The 17357-nt window shown below is 65.6% G+C and carries 15 protein-coding genes; 5 read left to right on the top strand and 10 right to left on the bottom strand.

Annotated elements, in window-relative coordinates:
- Window positions 1–89: 89 nt before the first annotated feature.
- Together guaA and U4960_RS00440 are read right to left on the bottom strand one after the other, a co-directional pair.
- The gene (guaA, locus tag U4960_RS00435; protein ID WP_324261651.1) at window positions 90–1664 is read right to left on the bottom strand and encodes a glutamine-hydrolyzing GMP synthase; all 1575 of its coding nucleotides are present in this window, start codon (window positions 1662–1664) and stop codon (window positions 90–92) included.
- Window positions 1665–2010: 346 nt separating this feature from the next.
- The gene (locus U4960_RS00440; RefSeq protein ID WP_324261652.1) at window positions 2011–3549 is read right to left on the bottom strand and encodes a class I adenylate-forming enzyme family protein; all 1539 of its coding nucleotides are present in this window, start codon (window positions 3547–3549) and stop codon (window positions 2011–2013) included.
- 190 nt (window positions 3550–3739) lie between these two features.
- On the opposite strand from U4960_RS00440, the gene gyrB reads away from it, so the two are divergent.
- The 4 genes from gyrB to U4960_RS00460 all read left to right on the top strand — a co-directional run bounded on the left by gyrB (window position 3740) and on the right by U4960_RS00460 (window position 9819).
- Complete coding sequence (gene gyrB, locus U4960_RS00445; RefSeq protein ID WP_324261653.1) at window positions 3740–6253, top strand: DNA topoisomerase (ATP-hydrolyzing) subunit B; 2514 nt, start codon at window positions 3740–3742, stop codon at window positions 6251–6253.
- A gap of 95 nt (window positions 6254–6348) precedes the next feature.
- Window positions 6349–7434 carry an AI-2E family transporter gene (locus U4960_RS00450; RefSeq protein WP_324261654.1) on the top strand — a complete coding sequence of 362 codons (1086 nt, stop codon included), beginning with the start codon at window positions 6349–6351 and terminating at the stop codon, window positions 7432–7434.
- Between the two features lie 62 nt (window positions 7435–7496).
- The gene (locus U4960_RS00455) at window positions 7497–8021 is read left to right on the top strand and encodes a nuclear transport factor 2 family protein (RefSeq protein WP_324261655.1); all 525 of its coding nucleotides are present in this window, start codon (window positions 7497–7499) and stop codon (window positions 8019–8021) included.
- Window positions 8022–8079: 58 nt separating this feature from the next.
- Window positions 8080–9819 (top strand): bifunctional metallophosphatase/5'-nucleotidase, encoded by a 1740-nt coding sequence (locus U4960_RS00460; RefSeq protein ID WP_324261656.1) that lies wholly within the window; start codon window positions 8080–8082, stop codon window positions 9817–9819.
- Here U4960_RS00460 and U4960_RS00465 read toward each other — a convergent pair whose 3' ends face one another.
- The 8 genes from U4960_RS00465 to U4960_RS00500 form a co-directional block, all read right to left on the bottom strand.
- Complete coding sequence (locus U4960_RS00465) at window positions 9820–10464, bottom strand: hypothetical protein (protein ID WP_324261657.1); 645 nt, start codon at window positions 10462–10464, stop codon at window positions 9820–9822.
- 76 nt (window positions 10465–10540) lie between these two features.
- On the bottom strand, window positions 10541–11353 hold the full coding sequence (locus U4960_RS00470; RefSeq protein WP_324261658.1) for a DUF1295 domain-containing protein: 813 nt from the start codon (window positions 11351–11353) through the stop codon (window positions 10541–10543).
- Window positions 11350–11961, bottom strand: a complete 612-nt coding sequence (locus U4960_RS00475; protein ID WP_324261659.1) for a lysophospholipid acyltransferase family protein — start codon at window positions 11959–11961, stop codon at window positions 11350–11352. The genes U4960_RS00470 and U4960_RS00475 overlap by 4 nt, the downstream gene beginning before the upstream one ends.
- A gap of 70 nt (window positions 11962–12031) precedes the next feature.
- On the bottom strand, window positions 12032–12163 hold the full coding sequence (locus U4960_RS00480) for a hypothetical protein (RefSeq protein ID WP_324261660.1): 132 nt from the start codon (window positions 12161–12163) through the stop codon (window positions 12032–12034).
- Window positions 12160–13767, bottom strand: a complete 1608-nt coding sequence (locus U4960_RS00485) for a carboxyl transferase domain-containing protein (RefSeq protein WP_324261661.1) — start codon at window positions 13765–13767, stop codon at window positions 12160–12162. Before U4960_RS00485 ends, U4960_RS00480 begins: the two co-directional genes overlap by 4 nt.
- The gene (locus U4960_RS00490; protein WP_324261662.1) at window positions 13764–14192 is read right to left on the bottom strand and encodes a hypothetical protein; all 429 of its coding nucleotides are present in this window, start codon (window positions 14190–14192) and stop codon (window positions 13764–13766) included. The genes U4960_RS00485 and U4960_RS00490 overlap by 4 nt, the downstream gene beginning before the upstream one ends.
- A 64-nt stretch (window positions 14193–14256) precedes the next feature.
- Window positions 14257–14559, bottom strand: a complete 303-nt coding sequence (locus U4960_RS00495; protein WP_324261663.1) for an alkylphosphonate utilization protein — start codon at window positions 14557–14559, stop codon at window positions 14257–14259.
- Window positions 14559–15728 (bottom strand): isovaleryl-CoA dehydrogenase, encoded by a 1170-nt coding sequence (locus U4960_RS00500; protein ID WP_324261664.1) that lies wholly within the window; start codon window positions 15726–15728, stop codon window positions 14559–14561. The genes U4960_RS00495 and U4960_RS00500 overlap by 1 nt, the downstream gene beginning before the upstream one ends.
- A gap of 119 nt (window positions 15729–15847) precedes the next feature.
- On the opposite strand from U4960_RS00500, the gene U4960_RS00505 reads away from it, so the two are divergent.
- The gene (locus U4960_RS00505; protein WP_324261665.1) at window positions 15848–17335 is read left to right on the top strand and encodes a PAS domain-containing protein; all 1488 of its coding nucleotides are present in this window, start codon (window positions 15848–15850) and stop codon (window positions 17333–17335) included.
- Window positions 17336–17357: the final 22 nt, after the last annotated feature.

Raw genomic sequence — 17357 nt, forward strand, 5'->3', positions numbered from 1 at the left:
CACGCGCCGCCGCGCAAGCGCGGTTTTGAGGGGAGGAAGAGGAGCCCGCGATGCCGTAGCGGCAAGCTGTCAGTCAACAGATGGCAGGATCATTCCCACTCGATCGTGCCCGGCGGTTTCGAGGTGAAATCGTATACCACCCGGTTGATCCCCTGCACTTCGTTGACGATCCGGGTGGCAACGCTGGCCAGGAAGTGCGGATCGAACGGGTAGATATCGGCAGTCATCCCGTCGGTGCTGGTCACCGCGCGCAGAGCGCAGACGAAATCGTAGGTGCGCCCGTCACCCATCACGCCCACCGTCTTGACCGGCAACAGCACCGCGAACGCCTGCCAGATTGCGTCATAGAGGCCCGCATTGCGGATTTCCTCAAGGTAGATCGCGTCTGCCTTGCGCAGGATGTCGCACCGTTCCTTGCTCACTTCGCCGGGGATGCGAATGGCGAGGCCGGGGCCGGGAAAGGGGTGGCGGCCGACGAACATGTCGGGCAGGCCCAGTTCGCGGCCCAGTTCGCGCACCTCGTCCTTGAACAGCTCGCGCAAGGGCTCGACCAGCTTCATGTTCATCCGCTCGGGCAGGCCACCGACATTGTGGTGGCTCTTGATCGTGACCGATGGCCCGCCGGTGAAGCTGACGCTTTCGATCACGTCGGGATAGAGCGTGCCCTGCGCGAGGAAGTCCGCCCCGCCCAGCTTGTTTGCTTCTTCCTCGAACACGGCGATGAACTCGCCGCCGATGAATTTGCGCTTCTTCTCCGGGTCGGTCTGGCCCGCAAGGCCGGCCATGAAGCGTTCCTCGGCATCGACCACCACCAACGGGATGTTGTAATGGTCGCGGAACATCCGCTCGACCTGTTCGCGCTCGTTCATCCGCAGCAGGCCGTGGTCGACGAACACGCAGGTCAGCTGGTCGCCGATCGCCTCGTGGATGAGGATCGCCGCGACCGACGAATCGACCCCGCCGCTCAGGCCGCAGATCACGCGGCCCGTGCCCACCTGTTCGCGGATTTCGCGGATCTTGGTTTCGCGGTAGGCTGCCATGGTCCAGTCGCCGGCGAGGCCGCATACCTTGTGGACGAAGTTCGCCAGCAGCTTGCCGCCATCGGGGGTGTGGACCACCTCGGGGTGGAACTGGGTGCCATAGAACTTGCGGGCCTCGTCCGCGATTACCGCAAACGGTGCGCCGTCGCTGGTGGCGACGATCTCGAACCCCGGGGCGAACTGCGTGACCTTGTCGCCGTGGCTCATCCACACCTGGTGGCGTTCGCCCTCGGCCCACAGGCCGTCGAACAGCGCACAATCCCTGGTCACGGTCAGGAAAGCGCGGCCGAATTCGCCGCCATCCCCGGTTTCGTGGCCCGGACGAACCTCGCCCCCCAGCTGCTGGCTCATGACCTGCTGGCCGTAGCAGATGCCGAGGATCGGCACGCCCGCATCGAACAGCACCTGCGGCGCGCGCGGGCTGCCCTCGTCGCACACGCTGGCGGGCGAACCGGACAGGATGATCCCCTTGGGCTTCATCCGGTGGAAAGCGGCCTCGGCCAGGGTGAAGGGCGCGATCTCGGAATAGACCCCGGCTTCGCGCACACGGCGGGCGATCAGCTGAGTCACCTGGCTGCCGAAATCGACGATGAGGACGGAGTCGGGGAAGTCTTGCGGGTCCATCGTGCGCCTTTGCCTCCACCCCGCCGCACTGTCCAGCGCGCTTGCACAAGGGGTTCCTGCCAGCCCACCGGCGTCCCGGAAAACAGTTGCGTGTTTTGCAACATCTCTGCGTCTTTTCGCATTTGCGAAAAGCGACGCGAAATATTATTTCAGCCTCGTACCGGGGCGGCCTCCTCCTCTCCCCCCAAGCCCCCCGGTCCCTCAGGCTTCGGACAGGCGCCATGCGCGCCGCGAGCCCGGCCCTTGCAACGGTGCTCCTCCCGCACCGGACCTGCAATCGGCAGTGAGCGAGACGCGGTCACCACCATCCTCCCCCCAAGCGCGGTGGCCGCGTCTCCCTTGCAACCTACTCAACCCCGCCCAGCGCCACCGCTTGATCGCGCAGTTCGGTCTTGAGCAGCTTGCCAATGTGGCTGCGCGGCATTTCGTCGATGGCGTGAAGCGCGGCGAGGCGCTGGGTCTTGCCGAGCCGCGCGTTGACCGCCGCCAGGATGGCTCCGGTCGAGGCATCCGGGCCGGCCAGACGGACGAACCCGACCGGGGTTTCCCCCCAGCGATGGCTTGGCACGCCGACCACGGCCGCTTCGGCCACGCCCGCTTCTTTCTCCAGTTCCGCCTCGAGATCGCTCGGGAAAATGTTGAAGCCGCCGGAGATGATCATGTCCTTGGCCCGGCCGACCAGTTCGACGAACCCCTCGGCATCGACCCGTCCGATGTCGCCCATCCGCTGCCACACGTCACCCGTTTCCGGATCGGTCCAGTAGCCTTCGCGGGTCTTGTCCGGCTGGTTCTTGTAACCTGCCATCATGGTCTGGCTGCGCCCGATCAGGTTGCCCGGCGTGCCCGGAGGAACCGGCTGGTCACTGTCATCCAGCACCTTGAGTTCGCTGCCCGGCGCGGGGCGGCCGACGGTGTGGAGCTTGTCGGGAAATTCATGGGCCGGCAGCAGGCACACCACGCCGCCTTCGGTCATCGAATAGATCTCGATCAGCCCGCCCGGCATACGCGCCAGCACCTGCCGCTTGAGCTCGGCCGAAAAGGGCGCGGAGGTGCAGTATTTCAGCGCCATGGCGGAAAGGTCGAATTCGTCGAAGCGCGGCTCGTCCATCAGCCGCTGGTACTGCACCGGCACCAGCATGGTGATCGTGCTGCGGTCCGCCGCCGCATGCTCTAGCCATGGCACAGTGCCGAACTTGCCCATGATCCGCACCATCCCGCCTGCCAGCAGCGGGGGCAGGAAGGCGACCATGGTGGTGTTGGAATAGAGCGGGGTGGATGCCAGCGAGCGCACCGGCAGCCCGGCAGCAAAATAGCTCGACGCGGTCGAGGCAAACTGGCGCCAGCGCATCTGGTGGGAGTGGACAATCCCCTTGTGAATGCCGGTGGTGCCGCTCGAATAGATGATGTTGAAGTGATCTTGCGGGCCGGGCGTGAAGGCAGGGGCCAAGCTTCCTTCCGGCGCCATCCAACCGGCCAGGCCTTCCAGCGCGATATGCTCGAGCTCGGGCAGGAAATCCGGGCCCAGCTCAGCCCGCTTGGCCGCATCGATGAACAGGTGCCGGGCACCCGAATCGCGCGCCATCCCTTCAAGCTGGTCCCGGCTGGCGCTGGTGGTCAGCGGCGCCGCGACCCCGCCCGCGCGCACGGCGCCGAGGAACACCAGAGCATAGTCGATCGTGCTGGTGCCGAGGATCGCCACTGACTGCCCGCGTTCCAGCCCGCTCTCCAGCAAACGCGCCGCCACCCGTTCGATCCGGTCGGCAAGCGCGCGCCAGGTCAATTCGCCCTGCTCGTCGCGCAGGGCAATGGCCTCGGGCTGCACCTTGGCCCATTGCGCCAGCATCTCCGGAAAATTGCCGAACTCGGCCTGCAACTGTTCAAGCATCACGCGGTGTTCTCTCCCCTGGCGGTTTTCCCGTTTCGTGCATCTAGGCAGGCTCGCGCCGCAAAGCCAAGGCCAATCAGGGGCACCGCCGGGATCGTTTTCGGCCTCGCTGACCAAAGCCGGCGGGCGACGGTGGAAAACCGGCGGGGCCGGGAAGGGATCGCTTGGGAACCGGGCGCTTCGCGCCTATATGATGGGCATGTCTGACACACCCGATAAACAACCCAATCTCAATGAATATGGCGCGGATTCGATCAAGGTCCTCAAGGGGCTGGATGCGGTCCGCAAGCGCCCCGGCATGTATATCGGGGATACCGATGACGGGTCGGGCCTGCACCACATGGTGTTCGAGGTCAGCGATAACGCGATTGACGAGGCGCTGGCCGGCCACTGCGACCTGGTGCTGATCGAACTGAACCCCGATGGCTCGGTCAGCGTGGAAGACAATGGCCGCGGCATCCCGACCGATATGCACACCGAGGAAGGGGTCTCCGCCGCCGAAGTGATCATGACCCAGCTGCACGCGGGCGGGAAGTTCGAGAACACCAGCGAAGACAACGCCTACAAGGTATCGGGCGGCCTGCACGGCGTGGGCGTCTCGGTGGTCAATGCGCTCAGCGAATGGCTGGAGCTGGTCATCTGGCGCGAAGGCAAGGAGCACTGGATGCGCTTCGAGCATGGCGACGCGGTCGCTCCGCTCGTGGTCAAGGGGCCGGCGGGCCGGGAGCGCAACGGCACCCGCGTCACCTTCCAGCCGAGCACCGACACCTTCAAGAACGTGACCGAGTTCGATTTCGAGAAGCTTGAGCACCGCTACCGCGAGCTGGCCTTCCTCAATTCGGGCGTGCGCATCCTGCTGCGCGACAAGCGCCACGAGGAGGTGGCCGAACACGATCTCTATTACGAAGGCGGGATCGCCGCGTTCGTGAAGTATCTGGACCGCAACAAGCAGCCCCTGATCCCCGATCCGATCTCGGTGAGTGCGGAGAAGGACGGGATCGGCATCGACGTGGCGCTGGAATGGAACGATTCCTACTACGAGAACGTGCTGGCCTTCACCAACAACATCCCCCAGCGCGACGGCGGCACCCACCTGGCCGCATTCCGCGCGGCGCTGACCCGCACGCTTAACAACTACGCTGCCTCCAGCGGGCTGATGAAGAAGGAAAAGGTCAGCCTTTCCGGCGAGGACATGCGCGAAGGGCTGACCGCGATCGTCTCGGTCAAGCTGCCCGATCCCAAGTTCTCCAGCCAGACCAAGGACAAGCTGGTTTCCTCCGAAGTGCGCCAGCCGCTGGAAAGCCTGATGGGCGACAAGATGAGCGAATGGCTGGAGGAAAATCCCGCCCACGCCAAGACCATCATCCAGAAGGTGATCGATGCCGCTGCCGCACGCGAAGCGGCCCGGCGCGCCCGCGAGATGAGCCGCAAGGGGGCGATGAGCATCGCCAGCCTGCCCGGCAAGCTGGCCGACTGCCAGGATCGCAACCCCGCCAATTGCGAACTGTTTCTGGTCGAGGGCGATTCGGCCGGAGGCTCTGCCAAGCAGGGGCGTGACCGCAAGACCCAGGCGATCCTGCCGCTCAAGGGCAAGATCCTCAACGTCGAGCGCGCCCGGTTTGACCGGATCATCGGGTCGAAGGAAGTCGGCACGCTGATCCAGGCCATGGGCACCGGCCTGCGCGACGAATTCAACCTCGACAAGCTGCGTTATCACAAGATCGTCATCATGACCGACGCCGACGTCGACGGCGCGCATATCCGCACCCTGCTGCTGACTTTCTTCCACCGCCAGATGCCCGAGATCATCCGTGCCGGGCACCTGTTCATCGCCCAGCCGCCGCTGTTCAAGGTCGCCAAGGGACGCAGCGAAGTCTACCTCAAGGACCAGCCTGCGCTGGACCGCTATCTGGTCGACACCGGGCTGCAGGGCCGGGTGCTGGAGACGGTCGGCGGCGCGCGCTCGGGCGAAGACCTGCGCACCCTGGTCGACCACGCCTTGCGCATCCGCAACCTGATCGCCTTCGTGCCACGCAAGTACAATGCCGGTATCATCGAGCAGCTGGCCCTGTCCGGTGCGCTCGACCCCGAGATCGACCGGGCCGGCCGGGAAGCAGCCCTGCAGGTCGCCGCGGGCCGCCTCGGCATGGGCGATACCGAAGCGCGCTGGTCGGCCGAACTGCGCGAGGACGGCGCGATCCGCTTCGCCCGCCTGTGGCGCGGAGTGACCGACGGCCACGACATCGAAGCCGCGTTCCTGACCAGCGCCGAAGCGCGCAAGCTGCACCGGCTGGCCTGCGAGCAGGCGGAAACCTACGCCCGCCCCGCCCGGCTGTCGCGCCAGGCGGAGGCTGCGCCCGAACCGGTGCCGGAAGCAGGAGCGGAAACCGCTGACGGTGAAGAGGAAATCGCGCCCGTCGTTCTCGATGGTGCAATCACCCGTCCGACCGAGCTGCTCGACGCGATCCTTGCCGCCGGGCGCAAGGGGCTGTCGGTCCAGCGCTACAAGGGGCTGGGCGAAATGAACGCCGAGCAACTGTGGGAAACCACGCTCGATCCGGAAAACCGCGCGCTGCTGCAGGTCAAGGTCGAAGATGCCGACGTGACCGACGAGATCTTCACCCGCCTGATGGGCGACGTGGTGGAACCGCGCCGCGAATTCATCCAGGACAATGCCCTGAACGTGGCCAACCTCGACGTGTGACAAGGCCGGTCGCCCATCGTAACATCCCGCTTAACCTTGGCGTTTCCGCCGTCTAACACGACTATGTTCGGGTGCTTGCCCGATGGAGGCACGGGATGAAGGTCATGGGCGAGGGCGAAACGATCGAGCGGGCCGGATTCCTGATCCTGCTCGGCATGGTCACGGTCGCCCTGTTCTACATCGTGCTGCCCTTTGCCGGTTCGCTGCTGTGGGCGACGTTGGCCGCGATCATGTTCCAGCCGCTGTTCCAGCGCATCCTGCGGCGGCGGCCGGGCCGGCCGAACGAGGCCGCAATCGGCACGCTGCTGATCATCACCTTCGCCGTGATCCTGCCCGCTGTCGTGGTTGGCAGCGCCGTGGTGGAGGAAGCGGCGGGCATCCTGCTTGCCTTCCAGGAAGGCCGGATCGACCTGGCTGGCTGGTTCCGCCAGTTGCACGATATCCTGCCCGCCAATGTCCGGACCGCGATCGACGATGCCGGATGGGGCGATTTTGCCTCCGCCCGGGCCAGGGTCGAGGAATTCGTCAGCCAGAGCGCGGGAATGATCGCCCAGCAAGCGGTGGCCTTCGGCGGGGGGGCTTTCGGTGCGGTCCTTTCGTTCGGGGTGTGGCTCTACGTCACCTATTTCCTGCTGCGCGATGGCAGCCGGATCGGCCCGGCCGTGCTGGCAGGGCTGCCGGTGGAGCGCGGCATTGCGCAGCGCCTGGCGGAAAAGTTCATTGCGATCGTGCGGGCCACCATCAAGGGCTCGTTCGTGGTCGGTCTGGTCCAGGGCGCACTGGGCGCGATCACTTTCTGGATTGCCGGCCTACCGTCCGTCGCGCTGTTCGGCGTGCTGATGGCGATTTTCTCGTTCCTGCCCGCAATCGGCCCGGCGCTGGTGTGGGTTCCGGCTGCGATCTGGCTGCTGGCAACGGGCGCGATCTGGGAGGGCCTGGTGGTCATCTTTTCCGGCGTCGCGGTGATCGGCCTGGCTGACAACCTGCTGCGGCCGATGCTGGTGGGGCGTGACACCGGCATTCCGGACTGGATCATCCTCGTCACCACACTTGGCGGGATCGCGCTGCTGGGGCTTTCCGGCATCGTGCTGGGGCCGCTGGTGGCCGGCCTTTTCCTGGCGGGCTGGTCCATCGTGCACGAACAACGCGAAGCCGAGGCGGAGCTGGTCCACCCGGCGTGAAAGACTAACCTGTATCAAACTGACAGTCGCTCAGGTGCGGCGCTGTGCTTAGCCTGGCATCGATGACTGACCAGGCCGCCCTGCTCGCTTCCTTGTCCGACCGGCTCGCCATCGGCGATCTGCTGGCCCGCTATTGCCGCGGGATTGACCGCTGCGACGCCGAGGAGCTGCGCCGGGTTTTCACTGCCGACGCCCGGCTTGACTTCGGTGCCGGGCCGCAGCGGCGTGACGGGGCGATCGACCAGCTACTGGCCGGGCTCAGGGCCATGCGGCTGACCCACCACAGCATTGCCCAGTCGCTGGTGGAGATAGAGGGGGTCCGTGCCCGGGCCGAAACCTATGTCACCGCTTTCCACCTTGTCGGGATGCCTGGTCAGTGGACCGAAATGGTGGTCGGCGGGCGCTACCTCGACACCTTCGCACGGGTTGGCGAAGGCTGGCAGATTACCGAGCGGCTCTATGTGATGGACTGGAACCGCCAAGGCCCGGCCTCTATGCAGGAGAGCGGCGGGCTGTACGATACACTCCGGCGGCAGGGCGCACGCTGGCCGGATGATCCGTCCTGCGCCTGGCAGCACGAAGGGTGAGGCAGAAACCGACAGAAATTCTCGCCACCGTCATGCGGGCGGGCTAGTGCATGGCGCCATGAAGACTCTCCCGTTCCTGCTCGCCACGCTTGGCCTCTCGGCCTGTGCCACGCTCCCTGCTGAAAAGGCCCCACCGGCAACGGGCCCGGTCACGGTCAAGGTCATCGGACTGAACGACTTCCATGGGAACCTGGAGCCAATCCGGCGCCCCATCAGGGTCATCCAAAACGATGGAACCCGGCACGACATCCACGCCGCCGGAGCGGCCTGGCTTGCTTCGGCCGTCAACGCGGTGCGGGCGACCAGCGAGCACAGCCTCGCCATTGCCGCAGGCGACCTGATCGGCGGCAGCCCGCTGGTATCCTCGATCTTCCTCGACGAGCCCGCCATCGGCGCGATGAATCGGATCGGGCTGGATTTCAACGCAGTCGGCAACCACGAATTCGACCGGGGCTGGCAGGAATTGCGCCGGATGCAGCAGGGCGGGTGCGAGAAGCACACCATGCGGGAACCCTGCGCGGTCGAGAACCCGTTCCCCGGCGCGCAGTTCGGATTCCTCGCCGCCAATGTGATCACGCCGGACGGCAGCACCCTGTTCCCGGCCTATGGCGTGCGCCGGTTTGACACTGCCGTCGGGCCGCTTCCGGTAGGGGTGATCGGCCTGACGCTGAAGGATACGCCCACCCTGGTCACGCCGAGCGGGGTCGAGGGGCTGACCTTCATCGACGAGGCCGAAGCGATCAACCGGGCAGTGGCCGAACTCGACGCGCAAGGTGTGCGCGCCATCATCGTCTCGGTCCACCAGGGGCTCTACACCGAAGTCGGCTACAACGACCAGAGCTGCGGCGGGGTGCGCGGGCCGCTGCTCGACATTCTGGCCAAAGTCGATCCGCGGGTTGACCTGGTCATCTCCGGCCACACCCACAACGCCTATATCTGCGACTTTTCCGCGATTGACCCGTCGCGCACCTTCCTCGTCACCAGCGCCGGTTATGGCGGCTCGATGCTGACCGACATCACCCTCTCGCTTGACCCGGCGAGCGGCGACGTGATCGCGCGCTCGGCCAGCAATGTCGTGGTCCAAAGCACCGGCACCGACCGCGACGGCCAGACCGTTGCGGCAAACCCTGCCTTTCCGCAGTGGCAGGCGGACGCGGGCGTGGCCGCCTATGTTGCGCGTTATGTCGAAGCCGCGCGGAGCGAATCCGAGCGCCCGGTCGGGCGGATTGCCGGGGACGGGCGCAAGGGCGGCTCCACCGAAGAGACGCCGCTCGGCAACCTGATCGCCGATGCCCAACTGGCCGAGACCCGTTCGGCTGGCGCGCAGATCGCGATGATGAACAACTCCGGCATCCGCGCTGCGCTGGTCGCGCAGGCCGACGGAACGATCAGCTATGGCGACATCTATGCCGTCCAGCCGTTCGGCAACACGCTGGTGACCAAGAGCTTCACCGGCACCCAGCTGCTCGCCTTGCTGGAACAGCAGTTTGACGGCGGCGGCTTCGTCCAGACCTTCTCCTTTTCCGAAGGATTTGCCCTGGCCTATGACATGCGCCGCCCCGAAGGCAGCCGGGTGGTCAGCGCCACGCTGGATGGCCAGCCGATCGATCCGGCGCGCACCTATCGCGTCACGATGAACAGCTTCCTCGCCGCTGGCGGCGACAGCTTCACCTTGTTCACCGAAGGCACCGACACCGTCACCGCGCCGGTCGATCTCGACGCGATGGAGGCATGGCTGCGGGCGGTCGATGTCCGGACCCTGCCTCCGGTCGGGCGGGTCCGCGAAATTACCGGCTGATCAGCTTGCCACGCGCAGCCCGGTGACCCCGATAGCGCCGCGGTCGCCCCCGGCCAGCCCGGCAAACACCGTGTCAATGATGCAGGCGAGCTTGTCTTCGCTCAAGCGCTCGCTGAGCAGCATAAGCATCTGGGGCGAGGTGTAGCACACCACCATCTGGTTGATCAGGGTCAGCGCCCGGTCAATCGACAGGCCGGGGAGATAACCTTCTGCCTGGGCTTCGGCGATCAGCACGCTGAGATAATGGTCAGCCAGATCAATGTAGCCGCGCACCTGTTCGAACCGTTCGGTGCCCAGTTCCACACACAGGGCAAACAGCGCCGGGTCCTGCCGGAACCGCTCCACTTCGATGCGGAAACGGCGGGCGAAGAATTCGAAGAACTTGCGCTGGACCGGCAGACTGGAGGCGATCACCTCCTCCATGATCGCCACGTCCGCAGCGTACCACTGCTCGACCGCAGCATCGAACAGGTCGCTCTCTTCAGGGAACAGCTCGTCGATCCTGGCGCGTGAGGTGCGCGTATGAGCCACCAGATCGGCCTTGCCGATCATCGTGCCGCGCTCGGCCATCAGCACCAGGGCAAGGTCCGTCAGCTCGCGTCGCAGGGCCTTCCTGTCGCTGACCCTGTCGCTGGTCGTCATCATCGCCTCCCGATTGCTCTGCCAATGTAGGCGAAGCAGCCGGTGAGGTGAAGGGGAGCCGACGTGCGAAGCGGCGAAATTATCCGTTTCGGCCAGGTGTCCGCGGGGGCCAGGGCAGGAAAGCCGAAGTGCGGGCGATGTAATCGGCATACTTGTCACCACGCTTCTTCTTCATCCCCGCCTCCAGCAGCGCCGCGCCCGACCATTTCGTCAGCGTGAAGGTGAGGAACACCGGGCCGAGCACGGTGTAGAGCGCCCACTCCCAGCCGACCGCCGCCGTCACCAGCCAGATGCCCCACCAGGCGCAGGCATCGCCGAAATAGTTGGGATGGCGGGTATAGCGCCACAGGCCGGTATCGAGGATTGTCCCCTCGTTGGCGGGATCGGCCTTGAAGCGGGCCAGTTGCCAGTCGCCCACCCATTCGAAGAATATGCCGACACCCCACAGCGCCACGCCAGCCCAGGCCAGCGGCGGAATCGCGTCGACTTGCCCGGCGGCGAGAATGCCGACCTGCGCCGGGCTGGAAACGAGGAACAGCAGCACCGCCTGCATCAGCCAGACCTTTGTCAGCGCGGCCGAAGCGAAGCGGCCGGCCTCGCGGTCCTTCTTCATGATCCGGATGTAGCGCGGGTCCTCCCCGTGCCGCCACCAGCGGCGCAGCAGATAGATGCCGAGACGAAAGCCCCAGGCGGCGGTCATCGCCATGATCAGCGTGCCCAGCATTCCCGGTCCGCCCGGCACGTGCAGCCAGCTCGCCACCGCCAGCAGGCCCATTCCGGCCCCCCAGAAGGCATCGATGAACGAGACATCGTTGATCCTGACCGAGATCAGCCACAGGACCAGCACGATCGCGAGCAGGATCGCGGCGTTGAGGGCAAGCAGTTCGATCATTCTCCACCTTCCTTCAGCAGGCGCTGTGCCTGCGCTTCCAGCACTTTGTAACGGCCATAGTCGGGGAGCTTGGAGCGCATGAACGCCGCCAATTTCGCCAGATCCTCGGCATAGTTGCCGCTGGGCCAGACCGGCGGACCGAAGCCGAGGATCCGGCGCTCGTTGCAGACCCAGGCGGGTACGATCGGCACGCCTGCCGCCATGGCGATATGGTAGAAGCCGGACCGCCATTCCCCCTTGCTGGAGCGCGTGCCCTCGACCGCAATCACCAGGGCCAGTCGCTCGCGCCGGGCAAATTCCTCTGCCACCTGCTGCGTCACGTTGGCGCGCCGGGTTCGGTCCACCGAAATACCGCCCATGTCGTACATGAAGTTCTTCATCACGCCCTTGAACAGCGTGTGCTTGCCCATGAAATTGGGCTCGACCCCCTCGGCTGCAGTGGCGCCGGTGAAGAAGACGAAATCCCAGTTGGAGGTGTGCGGCGCTCCGGCGATCACATACTTGGGCAGGTCAGGCAGGTGGCCGTCAAGCCTCCATCCCTTCCAGTTGTAAATGCCGATGATGATCCGCCGCACCAGGCGCGACAGGAACGAACGCTTTCGCGACACGTGCGATGACAATGAACCCTCTCCCCCGGCTGCGATTCCTAGCAGTTACGCAAGGGAATGCGAGAAAGTTTCACCGGCTGGCGCACCAAACCACCGCCAGCGTGATCGCAAGCGCGAGGACCAGCTTTGCCGCCATGCCATAGACCAGCCAGCGGGGTATCCCGGCAGGGCGCTGCGGGGTATCGTCACTGTCCGCCGTCACATCCGGAACACGCCAAACGCGGGCCGCTCGGGGATCGGCGCCTCAAGACACGCCGCCAGCGCAAGCCCCAGCACATCGCGGGTCTGCACCGGGTCGACCACCCCGTCGTCCCACAGGCGGGCGGTGGCGTAGTAGGGGTTGCCTTCGTCCTCGTATTTCTGGCGGATCGGCGCCTTGAAGGCCTCGGTTGCGGCCTCGTCCCAGCTGTCCGCATCGCGGTGGACGGTAGCCAGCACGCTGGCCGCCTGTTCTCCGCCCATCACCGAGATTCGCGCATTGGGCCAGGTGAACAGGAAGCGGGGCGAATAGGCCCGCCCGCACATCCCGTAATTGCCCGCGCCAAAGCTGCCGCCGATCACCACGGTGACCTTGGGGACGGTCGCGGTGGCGACCGCTGTCACCAGCTTCGCGCCATGCTTGGCGATGCCTTCCGCCTCGTACTTTCCGCCGACCATGAAGCCGCTGATATTCTGGAGGAACAGCAGCGGGATGCGGCGCTGGCAGGCGAGTTCGATGAAATGCGCGCCCTTCTGTGCGCTTTCGGAAAACAGCACGCCGTTGTTGGCGAGGATCGCGACCGGCATCCCCCAGATATGCGCGAACCCGCACACCAGCGTGCTGCCGTAGTGCGCCTTGAACTCATGGAATTCGCTGCCGTCGACCAGCCGCGCAATCACTTCCTTGACGTCATAGGGCGCGCGCACGTCATCGGGGATAATGGCGTAGAGGTCATCCGCATCGAATTTGGGCGGGCGCGGGTCTTTCAGCGCGACGTCCGCCGCCGCCCCGGCGTTCGCGCCGAGGTGGCTGACGATATCGCGCACGATGGTGAGCGCGTGCTCGTCATTCTCGGCCAGATGATCGACCACGCCCGATTTCTTCGCGTGCAGATCGCCGCCGCCCAGATCCTCGGCGCTGATCTCCTCGCCCGTCGCGGCCTTCACCAGCGGCGGGCCGGCGAGGAAGATCGTGCCCTGGTTGCGCACGATCACGCTCTCGTCAGACATCGCGGGAACGTAAGCGCCCCCCGCAGTGCAGCTTCCCATCACGCAGGCGATCTGCGGGATGCCGAGCGCGGACATATTGGCCTGATTGAAGAAGATCCGCCCGAAGTGGTCGCGGTCCGGGAACACCTCGGCCTGATGCGGCAGGTTCGCGCCGCCGGAATCGACGAGGTAGATGCACGGCAGGCGGTTCTCAGCTGCGATCTCCTGCGCGCGCAGGTGCTTCTTGACCGTCATCGGGTAATAGGTGCCGCCCTTCACGGTCGCGTCATTGCACACGATCATGCACTGGCGGCCCGAAACGCGGCCTACCCCGCAGATGATCGATGCGCCGTTGACGTCACCCTCGTACATGCCGTTCGCGGCAAGCTGCCCGATCTCGAGGAAGGGCGAGCCCGGATCGAGCAGCCGCTCGACCCGCTCGCGGGGGAGAAGCTTGCCGCGCGAGACGTGGCGTTCGCGCGACTTTTCCGTTCCACCCAGCGAAGCCTCGGCCACAGCGGTGCGAAGCTGCTGCGCGAGCGCATTGTTATGCGCGAAGCGGGCCTTGGCCTCCGGGCTCTCGCGATCGAGTTTCGAAGTGAGAACAGGTGCGGTCATAAAAAGGTTTGTCCTTCACGCAATTCGATAGCGCCGATGCAATCGATCCGTCCCCCGGCATCGACGAATTCGGCGGGCTTCATCTCCCGCGATACGGCCATCTCCGCAGCATCGCACCAAGGGCAATGGAATTTCAACTCGGGCGGTCGGTAGCGCTTCCGGAAGGTCGCGAAGTCGAGTCCTGCGGCCGATGGTCCACGCTCGATCACTCTGGCCAGCCTTGCCGACCGCAAATCTCCGCCTGGTCCGGCATGCTCCAAAGCACCTTGCGGGATGCGGAACAAAGAGAGCCGCGACCCGGCGCGATCTCCTGCGCAAGACAGTCCGTCCGTGGCCATGTCGGTGTCGCCGCTATACCGGAAATGCGGGTGATGCGCGCCACAAACCGGACACACCAGCAGCAGTACGGTGCCCTCGATGATCATCTGCCCGCCTGGATCGCCTTGCGCCCGGTCGACATGGGCCAGTGCTCGGGCACGCCCCTCACACTCACCGTTTCCGCACAAACTCGGCCCGCAGCACGAGGCCCTTGATGCCGGGGTATTTGCAGTCGATTTCCTGCGCGTCGCCGGTCAGGCGGATCGATTTGATCAGCGTGCCCTGCTTCAAGGTCTGGCCTGCGCCTTTAACCTCCAGATCCTTGATCAGCGTCACCGCATCGCCATCGGCCAGCAGGTTGCCGACCGCGTCGCGCACTTCCACCCGCTCGGCGTCGGAATGCCTCGCCGCCAGTTCCGACGCGGGCAACCATTCGCCACTCGCCTCGTCATAGACGTAGTCTTCGTCGCTCATCACCCGGCCGCTCCGATCAGTTCGCGCCCGATCAGCATCCGGCGGATTTCGTTGGTGCCTGCACCGATATCGAGCAGCTTGGCATCCCGCAGGTAGCGTTCGACCGGCCAGTCCTTGGTATAGCCCGCCCCGCCCAATGCCTGGACTGCCTCGCCCGCAACGCGGAAAGCGTTTTCAGACGCCAGCAGGATCACCCCTGCCGCATCGAAGCGCGTCGTCTGCCCGGCGTCACAGGCCTTTGCCACCGCATAGGTGTAAGCGCGGGCCGATTGCAGGGCGACATACATATCGGCGACCTTGGCCTGCATCAGCTGGAAGCTGCCGATGGGTTTGCCGAACTGCTTGCGCTCCCGCAGGTAGGGGATCACCGTGTCGAGGCACGCCTGCATGATGCCCAATTGCAACCCGGCCAGCACCACGCGCTCGTAATCCAGCCCGCTCATCAGCACGCCGACCCCGCCGTTGACCGGGCCCATCACGTTTTCTTCCGGCACTTCGCAATCGCTGAACACCAGCTCGGCAGTGGGGCTGCCGCGCATCCCCATCTTGTCGATCTTCTGGCCGATGGAGAAGCCGGGCATGCCCTTTTCGATCAGGAAGGCGGTGATGCCGCGGCTGCCGGCGCTGCCATCGGTCTTGGCATAGACCACCAGGGTATCGGCATAAGGCGCGTTGGTGATCCAGAACTTGGTGCCGTTGAGGACGTAGCCGCCCTGAACGGCGTCGGCCTTCAGCTTCATCGAGACCACGTCCGATCCCGCGCCCGCTTCCGACATCGCGAGGCTGCCGACGTGTTCGCCGGAGATCAGCCGGGGCAGATACTTTGCCTTCTGTTCGTCGTTCCCCCAGCGGCGGATCTGGTTGATGCACAGGTTGGAATGCGCGCCGTAGCTGAGGCCGATGCTGGCGCTGGCGCGGCTCACTTCCTCCACTGCGATCACGTGCTCAAGATAGCCGAGGCCGAGGCCGCCCCATTCTTCCTCCACGGTCAGCCCGTGCAGGCCCAGTTCGCCCATCGCAGTCCACAGCTCATCGCGGGGGAACCAGTCCTCGGCATCGGCCCTGGCAGCCAGCGGAGCAATCCGTTCGTCAGCGAAGCGGCTGACGCTCTCGCGGATCATCTCCGCGCTTTCGCCAAGCTGGAAGTCGAAATGGGGGGTCGCGCGCATGGTTGCTCCTGAAACTTTTCTGCCGCATAGCCACAAGCGCGGGGATCGGCAATTGATGCGGCGCTTGGAATCGATTCGAGCCCGTTCATCCTGTCGGCCGGAATTGCAGCAGGGTCCATATGTCGCAGCGTGAGATTTCCACCCGGCCACCCGGCGGCGTTGTGCCTGCGGGCGGGGTTTTTGCGCCTTACGGGATCGAGGCGCTGGAGGACGATCCGGAGCTCGCCGCAATCTGCGAATTCGCCTGCAAGCTGATCGATGCGCCCATCGCTGTCGTCAGCCTGATCGACGAGGAACGGGAACGGGTGCTGGCGGGCACCGGCCGGGCCGAGCGCGAATTGCCCCATGCGGACAGTCTCTGCGCGCGCGCAGCCAAGTTTCAGGGCCTGATCGTATCGGAAGACGTGCAGGCCGACAGCCGGTTTGATCCCCTGCCCGCAGGTTCGGACATCCGGTTCTACGCCGGGATGCCGCTCATCTCGCCGGAGGGCCACACGCTCGGCGCCCTGTGCGTAATGGACCGCCAGCCCCGGCCGGGCGGCCTCGACGCCATGCAGCGGCAGGGCATGGAGGTTCTGGCGCAGGCGATCATGCGCCGCCTTGGCCACCGCCGTGAAGGCCTGGCCCGCGAAAAGGAAATGGCTGTCACCCTGCGCCGGATCGGGCGCATGGCTGATGGCATCCCGGCGATCACCTGGACCTGCTCACCCAAATTCGAATTCGACTATTTCAATGGCCGTTGGCGCGAATTTACCGGCGAGGACCCGCCGTGCGACAATGAAGGCTGGCGTGCGTTCCTCCACCCGGACGATGCGGATGAGGCGATGAACCACTGGGCCGAGATGAGCAAGGCTGGCGAGCCCTACGAGAGCGAGTACCGGATGCGCCACGTCTCGGGCGAATGGCGCTGGGTGCTGAGCCGCGCTGTGCCGATGCAGAAGCGCGACGGTTCGATCGAGCGCTGGTTCGGCACGGTGACCGATATCGACGAGCAGCGCGCGCTGTCCGAGCAGAGCGAGCTGCTCGCGCACGAGCTCTCGCACCGGATCAAGAACATCTTCGCGGTGATCGCCAGCCTGGTCGCCCTGCGCGGCCGACAGCATCCGGCAGGGCAGGCTTTCGCCGCCGAGCTGGCCGAGGCCATTGCGGCGCTTGGCAGGGCGTATGACTATATCCGCCCCTCGGGCGGGCGCCATGGCCACCGGCTGGTCGGCCTGCTGAAGGATCTGCTCGCGCCCTACCTGGCGGACGGAAAGGAGCGGATCACCTTTCACGGCGACGATTGCCGGCTGGGCGAAAGCGCGGCCACCCCGCTGGCACTGGTGTTTCACGAGCTGGCCACCAATTCGGCCAAGTACGGCGCCCTGTCGCGGCAGGAAGGCAGGGTTACCCTGACAATGCACACTGACGGCGAGGCCGGCACGATCCGGATCAACTGGCTGGAAAGCGGCGGGCCCGCACCGGAATCACAAGGCAGCGAGGGTTTCGGCTCGCGCCTGATCCGGATGGCGGTGGAGGGCCAGTTGCGCGGCCGGATCGAGCGCCACTGGCTCGATGACGGGGTGGCGGTCGAGGTTACCGTCCCGTTGGAGGCCTTGCAGCGCTAGCTGGCAATCCGGCTGGCGATCA

The organism is Altererythrobacter sp. H2, assembly GCF_035319885.1.
In the GTDB taxonomy this organism is placed as follows: domain Bacteria; phylum Pseudomonadota; class Alphaproteobacteria; order Sphingomonadales; family Sphingomonadaceae; genus 34-65-8.